Below are 16,379 nucleotides of genomic sequence, written 5' to 3'. Positions count from 1 at the left end.
GGCCTTTTTTATACTCATCGATGGGTGAGCAGCATTAAGCAGCCAGGTTCTTCGTAACGAATTCCCAGTTTACCAGTGCCCAGAATGCGTTCATGTAGTCTGGACGCAGGTTACGGTAGTCGATGTAGTAAGCGTGTTCCCACAGGTCAACGGTCAGCAGTGGTGTCACACCAGCTTCAGTCAGCGGAGTACCTGCGTTAGAAGTATTGACGATATCCAGAGAACCGTCAGCTTTCTTCACCAGCCAGGTCCATGAAGAACCGAAGTTGTTGATAGCCGCATCAGTGAACTTCGCTTTGAAGTCTTCGAAAGAACCGAACGCTTTTACAATTGCGTCAGCAACTTCGCCAGTTGGCTCACCGCCACCATTTGGGCTCAGGCAGTGCCAGTAGAACGTGTGGTTCCAGATTTGAGCTGCGTTGTTGAAAACGCCGCCAGTAGAAGTTTTGATGATCTCTTCCAGAGATTTATCTGCGTACTCCGTACCTTCGATCAGGCCGTTCAGTTTCACAACGTAGGTGTTGTGGTGCTTACCGTGGTGATATTCCAGAGTTTCTTGAGAGATGTGTGGCTCAAGTGCGTTTTTCGCGTACGGTAGAGCAGGTAGTTCGAATGCCATTACTCGATTCTCCATATTGATGGTGTGGGTTTTCCCACGACATTGCTTCCGTTGGTAGGTTACGCCTACCTCACTTTAGATGTCTGTTATTGTATACAAGCGATTGGCTTGTGTGTTTGCAAAACATTTTAGCAAGTTTTTTCTTTATTAAAAGTACTCAGGAAGAAAAAGCGTATCATGGGCAATAGTCGTCAAGCAGACGTTCAGAAAGTATAAGCTTTAACCACAATTGTATTAGGCGTTTTTTTCCTTGCCGTGACAAAGTAGAATGTGGGTATCACACTTACTTTAGAGCTGATGCCGTTAGAGGAAGCTATGGAAACCATCGATAAAATCAAGCAACAGATTTCAGAAAACCCAATTCTGTTGTACATGAAAGGATCACCAAAACTGCCAAGCTGCGGTTTTTCTTCACAGGCTTCTCAGGCACTGATGGCTTGCGGTGAAAAGTTTGCTTATGTTGATATCCTGCAAAACCCGGATATTCGTGCTGAGCTGCCAATTTATGCGCAATGGCCAACTTTCCCGCAGTTGTGGGTTGAAGGGGAGCTGATTGGCGGTTGTGACATCATTCTGGAAATGTTCCAGAAAGGTGAACTGCAGCCATTGATCAAAGAAGCGGCTGAACGTCGTGACAGCGCAGAAGCGTCTGAATAAGATTGCGTTGCGTAAAAAAAAGACCCCGCCAGTGCGGGGTCTTTTTGTATCCGGTTACAGGATCATCGATGCGATCCAGCCGAAGGCAATCAGCGGCAGGTTGTAGTGGATAAAAGTTGGCACCACGGTATCCCAGACGTGCTCATGCTGACCGTCTGCGTTGAGCCCAGCTGTCGGACCCAGAGTGGAGTCTGAGGCTGGTGAACCTGCGTCACCCAGTGCGGCTGCAGTACCGACCAGTGCCACGGTTGCGAGTGGTGAGAAACCAAAGCTCAGGCACAGCGGAACATAAATGGTCGCCAGAATCGGGATGGTGGAGAATGAAGAACCGATGCCCATGGTGACCAGCAGACCAACAACCAGCATCAGCAGCGCTGCCAGACTCTTATTGTCGCCAATCGCATGTGCCAGTGAGCTGACCAGCGTTTCCACACCACCGGTAGCTTTCATGACTGAAGCGAATCCTGCTGCGGCAATCATGATGAAACCGATCATGGCCATCATGTGAACACCTTTGGTGAACACATCGTGGGTTTCCTTCCATTTGATCACGCCTGCAACAGTAAACACCATGAAACCAGCCAGTCCCCCGATGATCATCGAGCCACTGTAGAGTTGCACACCCAGTGCTGCAGCGATGGCTATCATGGCAACATAGACATGTTGCATGTTGATTTCGGCATGCTCCGGTTCACTGGCAAGGATTTGCTCTTCTGAATATTCACGCGGCTTGCGGTAGCTGACGAAAGTTGCCAGCAACAGGCCAAACAGCATGCCCGCAGCAGGAAGAATCATCGCGTAGGGCACCTGGCTGGCAGCGACATCCAGACCATTGTCGTGCAGGTTTTTCAGCAGGATATTGTTGAGGAAAATTCCGCCAAAGCCAACAGGGAGAACCATGTAAGGGGTGACCAGACCAAAAGTCAGTACACAGGCGATCAGACGGCGATCAAGTTTCAGTTTGGCAAACACATGCAGCAGAGGGGGAATTACAATCGGGATAAAAGCAATGTGTACCGGAATGGCGTTTTGCGACGAAATAGACAGCAGCAGCAAAATTGTCAGTACTGAGTATTTCACACCTGTCGCCGCAGCGGCATTGTGGTGACCACTGATCCGTTTGATGACTTTTTGTGCCAGGACATCGGTAATGCCTGAACGGGAGATGGCGACAGCAAAAGTACCCAGCATGGCATAGCTGAGAGCCGTAGTAGCACCACCGCCCAGGCCGCCTTCAAAGGCTGCAATGGTATCTGTGAGGGAGAGCCCTCCGACAAGTCCGCCGAGGATGGCACTGAAGGTCAGTGCGACCACGACGTTGACTCGCATCAGCGCCAGCACCAGCATGACACAGACGGAAATAACGACAGGATTCATAAAACTACTTCCATTTTGAATTCGTGTGATTGCATAAGTGAATAATCATTCTATTCAAACTGCAACGAGCAGGCCGTCTAGTTTGCTGAAATTTTCATACATGTCGAGAAAAAATTGTGCTCAAGGTAGGGTTTTTAGCCCCAGATAATCATGCAGCAATCATGAGCAGGACAGGAAACCGCTTGGTTGTCAGATTTCAGGCAGAATATCCGGCGGACATGTCTTGCCGGACTATTCATTTTTCATTCACGGATAAAGAAAAGGCCAGCGAGCGCTGGCCTTTGGAAAAGAAACACATATCAACAATTATGGCGCCGAATTGATGTGTGAGTTGTCAGTAACTGTCATTACAGTGCCATCACCGTTCAGGAATGAACTGATCTGGCTTTGCATTTCATTCGTTAAGCCATCACCGTTCAAAAGCGAACTGTGTGAACCTGTATTATCAAACAGCACTGCATTTCGCACGGTCTGACCGTTGATAGACGCGGTTGTCGGAACAAGGCTCATTGTCTGCAACAGCGGCAGCGTTCCGCCAAACGGCGAGTATGGCAGCAAGATGCTGGTGCCTGTGACGACAGAACCGGCAGTACCTGGTTGTGCCAGTAGATTTGGAATTGTGGAATCATCTTCAACCTGAGTTAGGTAGACCGGTAAATCGGCGGACACTTGCAGAGAAGTGTTGATTGGATCCACTGTATCCAGTACGCCCTGAGCAACGTAAGCAAATTGGCTGAATTGAGCATAGGCTTTTGCAAGAGCGCCTGCTGGATCCCCTGCGTTGACCAAAGCGGTTTCAAATGCTTTGAAACAAGCTGCTGCATCTGCAAGTGAATTATCTGTGCAGAACTTCTGGAAGTCTGCACTTGCTTTGTACAGCAAAGAACCCTTGATAAAGTCTCCAAACTGACCCGACTGCAGCAACAGATAAGGAATCCCGGCGCCCGGATTAGCCAGTGCAACTTTATCGATCGCATAGGCAGCATCACCGGTTGCGTCGTTCAGGGTTCTGTTGGCTGCATCGGCGACATTAATGCCGGTGATTGCCCCTAATGAATGGCCGACAAAACCAACTTTACTGAGTGGGTTCAGTCTTGCCAGTGGTCCCATGGCGGCAATAGTCGCAGTGTCACCACTTTGAATCGCTGTTCCCAGTTTCTGAAAGACCAGCGCAACACCTGCACGGAGGTTTAGCACATCAATGGTGCTTTGGCGCATGTTGTCCCTGGCGACAGTGAGTGAAGCAAGGTTCAGATACATCTCCGGGTTACCTGAAGAAGCACTCTTACCACCAATGCCTCGGGTACCATGTAATGGATGATCAATGGCAAAAATCGCTTGGCAACCTGCCCCAATGACACTATCGGCCAACGCTGTGACTGTCGCTTTCGTCGAGGTAATACCATGTTGATAGATGGACACTGTACTTGTGCCGGTTGCGCAGGTTGCCGTATTTGATGGCAAGACTAATGTGTACTCGACAGTATCTACAGCCTTTAGCTTAGGCACAGGGCTGTAGCGGGTAATCAGTCGTTCTGTATCCAGCTGAGAACCATCTGCTTTGGTTAAGGTGGCACCAGTCAAAGCTTTCAGTACGCGCACTTGTGTTGCCGGATCGGTTTTCACCGCTTTCAGATCATCGGTTGAGATCTCTAAAGCAGCTAATTGTTGAGCAATCGTTGCTTTATCGGCATCAGAACCTTCGCTCAGAATGTTAGAGATTTTTGCCAGGCTCGGCATCGCGCTTTGCCATGGCGTATTGCTGAACTTGGTTGGATCTTTTTCCAGGAAGTAAGGCAGCTTGATCGTTCCGGTGTACACCAGATTACCACCACTAGTCGTACCGGAGCTGGTAGGTACTGTCATCTGGAACATTTCGTTCAAATCTGACTGACTGATTCCATCAGCGATGGCACTGCCATGCCAGATATTGCCTGCACCAAACTTGAGCGCCAATGCTGAAGCAGATTTTGCAGCGTATAGCACTTCACCGACCGAAGCCGTGGTAAACCAGTTTGAGAAAATAATTTTATTTTTCTGCACACCGGCAACTGTCGCCATTGTTGTTTCAACAGCATGCGTGATGGCCTGAGGCTTTTTCAACAGCGGGTCAGGAACTTGGCCAATATTTTTGATCACAGCGTATGAGTTGGTCATACCCACGGGCTGGCCTTTGGCATCTTTTAAATCTTCAGTGACCGCATACATATAGTTGCTGGCCGGCTCTAAAGGCTTGGTGAGAATGACGGTCAGTGTTTTTCCGGAAGCGGTAACGACAAAGTCTCCGTTGGCTGCCGACAGAATTTCTGGTGTCGTGGTGTCAGACGAGTTTGTTGGATCACCGGATTTAATCAAGTAGAAACTGTCTGCCGCCGTTTCTGCTGCCAGATCATTCCCGGTAAAGTTGATGATGATTGGCTGAGTGGTACTCCAGCCATCTGTTTTACCCCAGGCCACTGCAGGATCACCGAGGTCGTTCACGTCGGAAGCTGCTTTACTTTCTGTTTTGAGAGTACCGTCAGGCAGATCCATCGCCATATAGCTCGGTGTAATGACGATTTTTTTTTCTGAGAGCAAATTAAAATCAATTTTTGTTTCAGCACTCAGGCTGTTTTTAATATCCGGATCGATCGTCGGAGAACCGCTCAGGCCTTGTTCATCACCACAACCGTAAAGTGCAAAGCTGGAAGCAACCAGCAGGGCGAGTAATTTTTTGTTCATTTTTAATCCCTAATTTTTAACTGAGAGCAACTGGCTTAGAAACGGTAGTTAACTTGACCGGAACCAATAATTGCACCGCCCCTGGATTCAAACTTGATGTCATCTTCGGTGAAAGTCAGTTCATCAGCGATCAGATAGGCGATACCAACGTCAACAGACAATTTTGAATTGACGTTGTAGGTGGCACCAGCCGTGAACCAGTTACGGTCAGTATCAGGAATGCTCAGTGTTGGCTGACCTGCTTGCTCGTCGTATGCGTATCCGCCACGAACTGTCCACTCCGGATTGATGGTGTAAGTGGTACCAATCGCGTAGCGGAAAGCGTCGTCATAATCTTCTTCTTTCAGCAGACACAGGCCAGCGTTGTTGTTATAACCCGGAGTACATTGACTGCCGGTTGCGCGCAGCTCTTCAAATTTGCTGTACTGGGTCCATTGAACACTGTAATGGACAGCCCATTGCGAATTGAGCTGATGAAAACCAGAAAATTCAGCAATCGCCGGAAGGACAACGGTCAGATCGCCCGGGACTTTGTTGTTTGGCGTGCCGGTAATACGGCCGGAGTAATCGGTGAAATCGCCGTCAAAGTCCAGGTCTGTTCGTGAGCGATAGCTCAGGCCGAAGCGGTTGTCTTCATCCAGCTCAAAGAGAGCGCCGACATTCCAGCCAAATCCCCAGCTGTCCCCTTCCATGCGAATAGTTTTGTCAGTTGGGTCTGCACCTGGGACAGCAAGTGCGAGATCACCATAATGGCGGTTCAGTTCAGCTTTGCCATAAATTGCGCTGATCCCCGCCCCAAGACTCAGTTGCTCATTCACACGATAACCAAGGCTCGGATTGAAGTTTACGGTAATCAGAGATGTTTTCCCTGCAAGTGAACCTGCATGGAAAGCTGGGCTGTAGTCTGTCGTAACGCCATAGTTTGAGAACATTCCCAGACCAAATGCCAGCTTGTCATTGATGGGCTGAATATAGTATCCCGCAGGTACAAAGCCCGGAGGTGCGATGTCATTGGCGATCTGATCGCGGTCGACACTTTCCACATCAATCGCCGGGTCAACAATACTAAAGGCACCAGAAATTGCGCGCTCTTTGAACATGGTCGATGCAGCCGGGTTACGGGCTAAAACTGCGGCGTTGTCTGCAATTGCGGCCTCACCTGCGAAAGCTCGGCCTAGTCCGCTGGCTGAGTGCTCGCCTACCTGGAAACCGGCACTTTGAGCCTGGAGGGACGTCAGCGCGGCGGCCACGGCGAGTGCGGTAACATGAAACTTTTTGGACATTATGCTGCCTCTCTTGTTGTTAATTATTTATCTGCTTCGCGTTCTTCAATCCATGAAGGAAAGGTGAATCTGCTCATACCGGTGCAGTATAAGGATTCGATACACTAATGTTAACCATATGTAACAGGTCGTTTTATGCCTGAACAGAGGTTTTGGACGGTGTATTATTAAATTATGTTTAAAACATATGTTTGACTTTTGTGCTGTGAATTAATTTGTCTCAGAAAAGTGCCCAGCATTGCTGGGCTTTGGTAAGAGGTCTGATGAGTATTGGCTCAGGAACGTCAGGCTTGTGCGGCATCATCTGTTTGAAGCGGTGCGACAGGCCATCCGCCTAATTTTTTCCATTTGTTAACGATCTCACAAAATAATTCTGCGGTTCGTTCCGTATCATAGAGAGCTGAGTGGGCTTCTTTGTTATCAAATGGGATCCCGGCCGCCTCGCAGGCTTTCGCCAGCACCGTTTGTCCGAATGCAAGGCCACTGAGTGCCGCTGTGTCAAACGTCGCAAACGGATGGAAAGGGATACGTTTCAGACTGGCGCGTTCTGAGGCTGTCATAACGAAGCTGTGATCAAAATTTGCGTTATGGGCCACCATAATGGCACGGGAACAGCCGGCCGCCTTCTGCTCTTTGCGGATTTCTTTGTAGATCTCTTTCAGGGCTTCTTCTTCAGAAACAGCACCACGTAAAGGGCTGAAAGGATCTTTAATCCCATTGAAGTCCAGCGCTTCCTGATGAATCACGGCACCTTCAAAAGGGGTGATATGAAAATGCATTGTGCTGGCAGGTTTGAGCCATCCATCTTCGTCCATGGTTAAAGTGACGGCACAAATCTCAAGCAGGGCATCTGTACTGGCATTGAAACCGGCAGTTTCCACATCGACGACGACAGGGAAGAAACCACGAAAGCGACTTTTCAGGGTATTTGTTGTGTTTTCTTGGCTCATGATAATGCTGTTGAAAAAAAAGAGGCCCGCATTATGTCAGATCTGGCCGTGAAGCTAAACCCTAACCCTAAACAGTAAAAATTATTGATACAGAGCCATAAAGCGAAAACAGGGTTAAAGATTTTGCACCAGAATCCGATACAATACTCAGTTCTTGCAAGTAGGTTAACCGGGATGAAAAAAATGACGTTGCCATTAAAGCTGGGGGCTTTGTCTTTAGCACTGATAGGAGCCTGTTCACCGGCCTGGGCAGGAAAATATTATGTCGCGACACCCGGAGACTCGACTTGGGAGATGGCGGTCGATACCCCTTTAGAATGCCGGCTTCAGCATCAGATTCCGAATTTTGGCCAGGCTGAGTTTACTGCCCGCGCCAGTAAAAAAATGAATCTTGATTTTGAGCTTCAGATGCGTCGTCCGCTGGGGCAGACGAGTAATGTAACTCTGGTGTCGATGCCACCGCGATGGCGTCCCGGAGAAGCCGCCGAGCCTTTGGCGAAGCTGAAATTTTTCAAACAGTTTGATGGTTACGTCGGCGGACAGACAGCCTGGACCATGTTGTCGGAACTGGAAGAAGGGAAAATCCCTACATTCAGTTATCCCGACTGGCAGCACAGAAACGAACGAGTTGAAGTTGGGCTGTCAGCCGTTGCATTTAACACCGGATACAAAACTTTCAGCAGTTGTTTGGCGAATTTGCTGCCATACAACTTTGAAGATATTTCTTTCACCGTCCTTCACTATGACAAAAACAGCGATGAGCTGAACAAGGCATCGCAGAAACGGCTGGCGCAAATTGCTGACTTCATCAAGTACAGCACGGATATTGATCTGGTGCTGGTTGCGACTTACAGCGATGCTTCCGGCGGTAAGAATACCAATCAGACCCTGTCAGAACGCCGGGCTGAGAAGCTCGAGCAGTACTTTGTGTCTTTAGGATTGCCGAAAGATCGGATTCAGGTGCAGGGATTTGGCGAACGTCGTCCGATTGCGGACAACGGAACACCAATTGGACGAAATAAAAACCGCCGCGTGGTGATTTCTATGGGCAGAACCTCAAGTCTGATGTAAGGCGGCCTGATCCGGCCATCCGGAAGGAATCGACTCCGGATGGGCTGGTTTTGGTTTCAACTCACTGTAAACGGAACCGGGCAATCAGTTCGCACTGATTTGAGGTTGTGATCTGTGCAACCTGCTGAGCGATTCTCGGATCCGGATGGCGTTTGAGAAAGTCGATCAGTGCCGATTTGCAGCAACCAATCGAGCTGATAAAGGCTTCACAGTCACGGTGAGGGCATTGCGGAATCAGTGTCATTATTTGTTCTGATGCCAGCTGAAGGTATTTGAGTTCATACTCATTGTCCCCCTGTTTCCGCCAAAAGTTTGCCATGTTATGGCAGGCCGTGACCTGAATTGTCAGCAGTTCTTCGAGCTCATCCAGATTTCCTGCAGTCGGTCTTAATTGCTGAGATTCAGCCAGAGCCAGCTGATAGTGGATGACCGACATCATGGGCTTATTGGCTTTTTCTGCCTCTAAAGCCATTAACGTATGCATTTCCCACCGTGACACGTTCATAGGATGCTCCTGTTATCGTTGCAGTGTATCCAGGTAGTTTTGTTCGATCTGATCCCAGTCCACCACATGCCACCATGCATCAATGTAATCTGGACGTTTGTTCTGGTAGCTCAGATAGTACGCATGTTCCCATACATCCAGTGCCAGAATCGGTATGCCGGGCTTTTCTGCGACATCCATCAGCGGATTGTCCTGGTTGCTGGTGGATGAAATCTCCAGTCGGCCTTCTGCGACAGACAGCCAGATAAAACCAGACCCGAAATGGGTCGCTGCGGTATCTGAGAAAGCCGTTTTAAAATCTTCGAAACTCCCGAAATGGCAGCGAATCGCTTCAGCCAGTAAGCCGCCGGGCTGGCCGCCGCCTTGAGGCGACATACATTGCCAGTAAAGGTTATGGTTAAAAAAACCTCCGCCATGGTTTCTGACGGCCGGGCTGTGCTCAGATACCCGGGCAAAAATCGTTTCCAGGCTTTGATGCTCCAGCTCTGTCCCCTGAATTGCAGCCATGAATTTATCAAAGTATGTCTTGTGGTGGCGGCTGTAGTGCACTCCCATTGTTTTCGCATCAATGTAAGGTTCGAGTGCATCAAAGGGATAAGGCAGGGCAGGGAAGTGGAATGACATGGTGGTTCTCCTGTAAGAAATACCAATAGATGATAATGAGATCGATTATCAATATCAACTGAATGATGATCACTGTTCTCACAATTGAAGCTGAGAGACAGGCAAAACACGCTAGATTGATAGAAGCAAGGATCAAAGATTCAATACAGATAAATGGAAAAAGCGTGGTGAAAATATGAAATGGCAACTCTTGGCTATCTCGGTGCTTTTGACTGCCACTTCCGGGCTTGCAGAAGAAAAATATCTCAATGACAGCGACATAGAGGTATTAAAAGAGAAAGTGGCTGAGGCAACTCAGGCTCAGCTGATTACCAAAGAGCAGGCCGAAGAAATGGCGCTGAATAAAGCGGCAACTTATGAAGTGTTCAGCTCCGTCAGTGCAGAGAACCTGACAGAAAATGTACTGGAGAAGCTGAAAGGGTCAGATATGCCATATTATTCAGTGGAAGTCATGGAGCCTGGCAATCAGGATGAAACTTACCGGGTGGAGGTAACGGAGTACTTTGGCAAGGTGGAATAAAGACAGACAGGGCAGGTTGATCCTGCCCTGATTTGTTGGGTCAGCTGCGCTGGATCAGCTCAATCTGGTAACCATCCGGGTCACGGACAAAAGCAATATGTGTTGTCCCGCCTTTGACTGGTCCCGGTTCACGCGTCACATTCCCGCCTGATGCTTTGATTGCATCACAGGTCGCATAGATATCTTCAACCCCAATGGCGATATGACCGTATGCGGTCCCCATGTCATATTCGCTGGTACCCCAGTTATAGGTTAGCTCAATGACAGCCCCTTCTGACTCGTCGGAATAGCCGACGAAAGCAAGTGTGTACTGATAGGCTTCGTTCTCTGATTTTCTCAGCAGCTTCATGCCCATGACATCGGTATAGAACGCGATAGAACGGTCAAGATCACCCACACGCAGCATGGTGTGCAAAATACGTCCGTTAGCCATGAATCTCTCCTCTGTTTTTTGGGCTTATTCAGCCGGATAGACTTTTTCTTTAAATTCGCAGAGATCCTCGATGATACAACTGCCGCAGCGAGGTTTTCTGGCAATACAGGTATAACGGCCATGCAGGATCAGCCAGTGATGGACGTCAACCTTGAATTCTTTGGGAACGACTTTCAGCAGTTTTTGCTCTACTTCGTCGACATTCTTGCCCATTGCAAATTTGGTCCGGTTAGAAACCCTGAAAATATGGGTATCGACGGCAATGGTTGGCCAGCCAAAAGCCGTGTTCAGGACAACATTCGCTGTTTTACGACCGACGCCCGGCAGTGCTTCCAGGGCTTCCCGGCTTTCCGGTACTTCCCCGCCGTGTTGCTCGACCAGAATGCGGCAGGTTTTGATGACATTCTCGGCTTTTGAGTTAAACAGGCCAATGGTTTTGATGTACTCCTTCACGCCACCGACACCCAGTGCCAGCATGGCTTTTGGGGTGTTGGCAACCGGATACAGCTTGTCTGTCGCTTTGTTCACGCTGACATCGGTTGCCTGCGCAGACAGCAGGACGGCGATTAGCAATTCGAAGGGAGTGCTCCAGTTCAGCTCGGTCTCAGGGTGCGGGTTATTCTCCCGCAGTCGCTCAAGGATTTGAACGCGTTTCTGGTTGTTCATGTTCGCTCCCAGGTTCAGCAGGGCAGCTTCCGGCACAGTTGAGTGTGTAGGGATGCCGGAAGCATTGATTAGTTGACTGAAGTGATCCGTACCCGTTCAATTTCAGGTTTCGTCTCAGCAGCTTTCACTTTTTCTGCCCGTTTCCTGTCGATGATATTTTTCAGGGCAATGAGGAAACCGACGCCAATAAAGGCGCCTGGCGGCAGCATGGCCAGCAGGAAGTTATTCTCGGTACTGAAGACTTCAATCCGCAGGACGGAGGCCCAGTCTCCGAGAAGGCGGTCAGCACCATCGAACAGGGTGCCATTGCCCAGAATTTCCCGGCCGGCACCCAGCACAACCAGCACCGCGGTCATCCCAAGGCCCATCCACAGGCCGTCTATCACGGCAGGCATGGGGGCATTTTTGGAAGCAAAAGACTCGGCACGGCCAATGATGATGCAATTGGTGACAATTAACGGGATAAAAATACCCAGTGATAAAAACAAACCATAGGTATAAGCGTTCATCAGCAGCTGAACACAAGTCACCAAAGCGGCAATGATCATCACGAAGATCGGAATACGAACTTCATTGGGAACCCATTCTCGGATCAGTGAGACGATCAGGTTCGAGCCCACCAGGACCAGGGTGGTGGCAATGCCAAGGCCCAGCGCATTTGTAACCGTTGCAGAGACAGCCAGCAGCGGACACAGCCCGAGCAACTGAACAATCGCCGGGTTGTTATGCCAAAGGCCGTTGGCCATCAGTTCTTTATTTGGCGTGGAACTCATCGGTATCAGGCTCCTTCGCATTGAGTCGGTTGAGTGAACAGCATGTCACTGTGTTTCTCAAAATAGAGTGACACCCGTTTTACAGCGTTGACGACAGCGCGTGGCGTAATGGTTGCCCCGGTGAACTGGTCAAAATCGCCACCATCTTTTCGGACGGCCCATCGGGGGTCTTTTTCTCCTTCAAGTTTGCGCCCGGTGAAACTGTAAATCCAGTGTGTGATCCGGATGTCGATTTTATCGCCCAGCCCCGGGGTTTCCTGATGAGCCAGCACCCGGACACCCGTGACCGTGCCGGTCATGTCCAGGCCGACAATCAGCTTGATCGCGCCGTTGTAACCGTCCGGCGCAATGGCTTCAATGGCAGCACCGCTCGGTTGACCGCCTTTGGTCGCCAGATAGGCCGGCATCGGATCACTGGTGCCCAGATAATCTTGCTGCTGAATGAGTGTGCAGCTTTTATAGATTTCATTGTCGTGGCTATCTTCAGGAATGACCTGATTGAGGACCTGGAGCAGTTGTTTCTGTTCCTGCTCCTGAATACGTGATGCGGTGACCTGGTGGGTGAGGGCAACCAGGGCGGTTGCCAGTAAAGCTGAAACCGCCAGGATTCCCCCGTTTTTCTGCATGTTCTTCAGTATCATGAGGACTCCTATGAATGGCCGTAGGTTCGCGGGCGGGTGTAATAATCGATCAACGGCACACACATGTTTGCCAGAAGGACGCTGAAGGCAACGCCATCCGGGAAACCGCCAAAGGTACGGATCAGATAGGTCAGAATGCCGATCATGGCACCAAAAATCAGTCGTCCGCGGGTGGTGGTGGACGCAGATACCGGATCGGTGGCAATAAAAAATGCACCCAGCATGGTCGCACCGGAAAACAGGTGGACAAGCGGGGAGGCTGTGCCGTCAGGACTGATGATATAGCCTAACATGCTGATGACAAACAGGGCAGCCAGCATAGCGACCGGGATCTGCCATTGAATAATGCGCAGCTTCAGCAGCACCAGTCCACCCAGCAGAAAGCCGATGTTGACCCATGTCCAGCCGATACCTGCCAGCGTGCCGAATACCGGGCTGTTCATGCCTTCGGTTGCTGTAAATCCTGCTTTCATGGCCGTTTTGATGGTGTCCAGCGGTGTGGCCATGGTGACACCATCAATGCCGTTTCGGAGCTGATGAACACTGAATCCGTCTGCGGTGAATCCGGTGAACATGACCTGCAGGCTTTCCATCAGGGTGACCGGATGATTGCTGATAGCGGCTGGCGGCAGCCAGGAAGTCATCGGAACCGGGAATGAAATCAGCAGAACGACATAGGCAACCATGGCCGGGTTGAACAGGTTCTGACCCAGCCCGCCGTAGAGGTGTTTGGCGATCACCACAGCAAAGAAAATACCGATTACCGTGATCCACCAGGGCGCCAGAGGTGGGATGGACAGGCCGAGCAGCACGCCGGTTAACAGAGCACTGTTATCTCTGACCTGACGGAGCGGGCGTTGACGCAGTGCCAGAATGATGGTTTCAGCCAGGACGGCAAGGCAACCGGCAAACAGGACCTGAAAGACAACTCCCCAACCGAAAAAATACCATTGCGCGGCAAAACCGAGACCGCAGCAAAGAATGACGTTACGCATGATGTCATGCGTGCTGCGACGGCTGTGGGCATGGGGAGAACTGGCAATATTAAAAGCCACGGTTAGTTATCCTCGTTTGATTCTTGTTGATTATCTGTTTGCTTTCGTGCCGCTTCCTGAGCGGCTTTCCGGGCTTTGGCACGGGCGATGGCGGCAGCAACCGCTGCTTTTTTCGGATCATCTGACGGAACATCAGACACAGCCGTTTTTTCTGATTCAGCTTCTGATGAATTGCTGTCAGATGGCACGGGCTGTTTCTCTGCCTGTTGTGCTGCTTTGCGTGCTTTGGCGCGTGCAATGGCTGCAGCAACTGCGGCCTTTTTGGGATCGATCGTCTCGCCTGGTTCTGCCGAACGCTCTGCTTGTGTCACTTCGGGTTCTGCAGCAGCCTCAATGTCTGAAGACGCCGTTTCTGAATTGTCTTGTTGAGCTGCTTTGCGAGCCTTGGCACGTGCTATCGCAGCGGCAACAGCAGCTTTTTTCGGATCGGTTGTCTGTTCCGGGGATTCAGTTGCTTCCGCTTGAGCAGCAGGTGGCTGCTCAGCCGATTGTGCAGCCTTACGGGCTTTGGCACGTGCAATGGCAGCAGCGACGGCAGCTTTCTTCGCGTCTCCTGCATTGTCAGACGCGTCAGGTGCTGCGGTTTGTGACTCAGTCCCAGCCTTGGACTCAGGCTGTTGTGAAGCTTCCTGAGCAGCTTTCCGTGCTTTGGCACGGGCAACGGCTGCGGCGACGGCATCTTTCTTCTCTTCAGCGTCTGCGCTTCCGGTTCCTTGCGCCGCTTTTCGGGCTTTGGCGCGGGCAACAGCCGCCGCAACGGCGGCTTTTCGTTCCCGGGCTTCTTGTTTACGCTGCTCCCGTAACTTCGCCATTTCACTGTTGTCTGGCAGCACTGTGTCGCCGGGTGCAGCGGACTGGGCATTTGCCAGAGCCTCTGCTTGTTTGGCTTTTGCTTTGGCAATTGCTGCCGCAACGGCAGGTTTGACTTCCGGACCTGCGGCATCGGCTTCTTTTTTCGCTTTCACACGAGCAATGGCAGCGGCAACGGCATCATCTCCGCCTTTGGCAGCCATGTCTTTCCGGCGCTGATCTGCGGCTTTCTTGAAGCGTTGTTCGCGCTCTTCTTTTTCGCGTTCCAGACGTTCTTTCTTGGCTTCAAATCGCTGTTTGGCGCGGTCCGCGCTGAGTTCATCCTGTTTGCGATGGCGAATTTCTGCTTTAGCCTGACGGTAATAATGCACCAGCGGTATTTCACTTGGGCAGACATACGCACAGGCACCGCATTCAATACAGTCGAACAGGTTGTATTCTTCACACTTGTCATAGTCGCCGTCTTTGGCGTACCACTGTAACTGTTGGGGCAGCAGGGATACAGGGCAGGCTTCTGCACAGGCCGTACAACGGATACAGGACATTTCGTCGCTGGAAGCACTCAGCTCTTTGCGGCTGGGGGCCAGAATACAGTTCGCTGTTTTTGTAATTGGCACGCCGGTGTGGGGGAGGGTGAATCCCATCATCGGTCCGCCCATGATCACGCGCGGCAGTTTTTTATCCAGCTTGTATCCAAAGCGATGCAAAAGAAACTGAACCGGGGTACCCAGCAGTGCCCAGGTGTTGCCGGGTTCTTTGATTGTCTGTCCGGTGACGGTCACAACTCGCTGAATCAGGGGCTCACCGTTTATGACGGCGCGTTTGATTGCATGTGCTGTACCGATGTTTTGCATCATGATGCCAATATCAGCAGGGATGCCCTGCGTTGGCACTTCACGGCCGGTGAGAATCTTAATCAGCTGCTTTTCACCGCCGGACGGGTATTTGGTCGGAATCACCCGGATCAGGATGTTGTCTTCTGCCGTGACCACCTGCGTCAGTGCCTGAATGGCTTCGGGTTTGTTATCTTCAATCCCGATGACCGTCATTTTGGGATTCAGGATGTGGCTGATGATACGGATTCCTTCAACAATCTCGTCAGCATGGTCCTGCATCAGGCGATCGTCGGCAGTGATGTAAGGTTCACATTCCGCGGCATTGATAATCAGCAGATCCGTTTTACCCAGCGCGCTCTGTAGTTTACGTGCGGTCGGGAAACCGGCTCCGCCCATCCCAGAGATACCGCAACTGCGGATATGTTCAATCAGATCTGCCGGCTCAGTCTGGCGGTAATCTGAAAGGGGATGTTTGTCACCCCAGCGGTCTTCGCCGTCTGGCTTAAGCACGATACAGCGATCTGATAATCCGGAAGGATGTGCAATCGTGCGTGATTCAATGGCTCTGATCACCCCTGAAGTCGGGGCATGTACAGGCACACTCAGTGCCACATCTGTACGGGTTAATACCTGTCCTTTCAGCACTTTGTCGCCGACATTCACACAAAGGCTGCCTACGGCACCCAGATGCTGTTTGAGCGGAATGATGAGTTCTTCTGGCAGTGCAGCTTGCGCAATCGGCTGCTGATTGGATTGTGTTTTTTGCTCAGGCGGATGGATGCCACCCGGGAAATCCCAGAGTTTTCCCAGTTTTAATTGTTCAATAATAGACAGCATG

16 protein-coding genes are annotated in these 16,379 nt (G+C 50.7%); 3 read left to right on the top strand and 13 right to left on the bottom strand.

The genetic code is table 11. The annotated features are described in order from the left end of the window. Nucleotides 1-34 precede the first annotated feature (34 nt). A complete protein-coding gene (gene sodB, locus L4174_RS11675; protein WP_248141040.1) occupies nt 35-619 on the bottom strand; it encodes a superoxide dismutase [Fe] in 585 nt (194 codons plus the stop codon). Between the two features lie 315 nt (nt 620-934). Here sodB and L4174_RS11670 point away from each other — a divergent pair, with 315 nt between their 5' ends. Further along, entirely contained in the window at nt 935-1,276 is a 342-nt protein-coding gene (locus L4174_RS11670; protein ID WP_248141698.1) for a Grx4 family monothiol glutaredoxin, read from the top strand. Between the two features lie 54 nt (nt 1,277-1,330). Here L4174_RS11670 and L4174_RS11665 read toward each other — a convergent pair whose 3' ends face one another. The 4 genes from L4174_RS11665 to rnt all read right to left on the bottom strand — a co-directional run bounded on the left by L4174_RS11665 (nt 1,331) and on the right by rnt (nt 7,607). Further along, nucleotides 1,331-2,653, bottom strand: a complete 1,323-nt coding sequence (locus L4174_RS11665; RefSeq protein WP_248141039.1) for a Na+/H+ antiporter family protein — start codon at nt 2,651-2,653, stop codon at nt 1,331-1,333. Between the two features lie 306 nt (nt 2,654-2,959). After that, a complete protein-coding gene (locus L4174_RS11660) occupies nt 2,960-5,374 on the bottom strand; it encodes a VolA/Pla-1 family phospholipase (protein ID WP_248141038.1) in 2,415 nt (804 codons plus the stop codon). 35 nt (nt 5,375-5,409) lie between these two features. Then, on the bottom strand, nt 5,410-6,657 hold the full coding sequence (locus L4174_RS11655) for a porin (protein ID WP_248141037.1): 1,248 nt from the start codon (nt 6,655-6,657) through the stop codon (nt 5,410-5,412). Nucleotides 6,658-6,941: 284 nt separating this feature from the next. Beyond that, the gene (gene rnt / locus L4174_RS11650) at nt 6,942-7,607 is read right to left on the bottom strand and encodes a ribonuclease T (RefSeq protein WP_248141036.1); all 666 of its coding nucleotides are present in this window, start codon (nt 7,605-7,607) and stop codon (nt 6,942-6,944) included. 183 nt (nt 7,608-7,790) lie between these two features. Between rnt and L4174_RS11645 the strand changes: the two genes are divergently transcribed. Continuing rightward, a complete protein-coding gene (locus L4174_RS11645; protein WP_371929342.1) occupies nt 7,791-8,678 on the top strand; it encodes an OmpA family protein in 888 nt (295 codons plus the stop codon). A 61-nt stretch (nt 8,679-8,739) separates the two neighbouring features. Here L4174_RS11645 and L4174_RS11640 read toward each other — a convergent pair whose 3' ends face one another. Together L4174_RS11640 and L4174_RS11635 are read right to left on the bottom strand one after the other, a co-directional pair. Continuing rightward, nucleotides 8,740-9,183, bottom strand: coding sequence for a DUF2753 family protein (locus L4174_RS11640; RefSeq protein ID WP_248141033.1), 444 nt, complete (start codon nt 9,181-9,183; stop codon nt 8,740-8,742). 12 nt (nt 9,184-9,195) lie between these two features. After that, entirely contained in the window at nt 9,196-9,807 is a 612-nt protein-coding gene (locus L4174_RS11635) for a superoxide dismutase (RefSeq protein WP_248141031.1), read from the bottom strand. Between the two features lie 175 nt (nt 9,808-9,982). On the opposite strand from L4174_RS11635, the gene L4174_RS11630 reads away from it, so the two are divergent. Continuing rightward, nucleotides 9,983-10,327: a hypothetical protein gene (locus L4174_RS11630; protein WP_248141029.1), complete on the top strand. Its 345-nt coding sequence runs from the start codon at nt 9,983-9,985 to the stop codon at nt 10,325-10,327. A gap of 40 nt (nt 10,328-10,367) precedes the next feature. Here the strand turns inward: L4174_RS11630 and gloA are convergent, their stop codons facing one another. The 6 genes from gloA to rsxC all read right to left on the bottom strand — a co-directional run bounded on the left by gloA (nt 10,368) and on the right by rsxC (nt 16,378). After that, nucleotides 10,368-10,760 (bottom strand): lactoylglutathione lyase, encoded by a 393-nt coding sequence (gene gloA / locus L4174_RS11625; protein WP_248141028.1) that lies wholly within the window; start codon nt 10,758-10,760, stop codon nt 10,368-10,370. Nucleotides 10,761-10,784: 24 nt separating this feature from the next. Beyond that, complete coding sequence (nth, locus tag L4174_RS11620) at nt 10,785-11,426, bottom strand: endonuclease III (RefSeq protein WP_248141027.1); 642 nt, start codon at nt 11,424-11,426, stop codon at nt 10,785-10,787. A 68-nt stretch (nt 11,427-11,494) separates the two neighbouring features. Continuing rightward, complete coding sequence (locus L4174_RS11615) at nt 11,495-12,199, bottom strand: electron transport complex subunit E (protein ID WP_248141026.1); 705 nt, start codon at nt 12,197-12,199, stop codon at nt 11,495-11,497. 5 nt (nt 12,200-12,204) lie between these two features. Beyond that, nucleotides 12,205-12,837: an electron transport complex subunit RsxG gene (gene rsxG, locus L4174_RS11610; protein WP_248141697.1), complete on the bottom strand. Its 633-nt coding sequence runs from the start codon at nt 12,835-12,837 to the stop codon at nt 12,205-12,207. An 11-nt stretch (nt 12,838-12,848) separates the two neighbouring features. Next, nucleotides 12,849-13,895: an electron transport complex subunit RsxD gene (gene rsxD, locus L4174_RS11605; protein WP_248141025.1), complete on the bottom strand. Its 1,047-nt coding sequence runs from the start codon at nt 13,893-13,895 to the stop codon at nt 12,849-12,851. A gap of 2 nt (nt 13,896-13,897) precedes the next feature. Continuing rightward, on the bottom strand, nt 13,898-16,378 hold the full coding sequence (rsxC, locus tag L4174_RS11600) for an electron transport complex subunit RsxC (protein ID WP_248141024.1): 2,481 nt from the start codon (nt 16,376-16,378) through the stop codon (nt 13,898-13,900). Nucleotide 16,379 lies beyond the last annotated feature (1 nt).

The sequence above is a fragment of the Photobacterium sp. CCB-ST2H9 genome (assembly GCF_023151555.2).
Lineage (GTDB): Bacteria > Pseudomonadota > Gammaproteobacteria > Enterobacterales > Vibrionaceae > Photobacterium.
The sequence above is the reverse complement of the archived record's forward strand: the minus strand, read 5'-3'. Positions and strand labels throughout refer to the sequence as shown.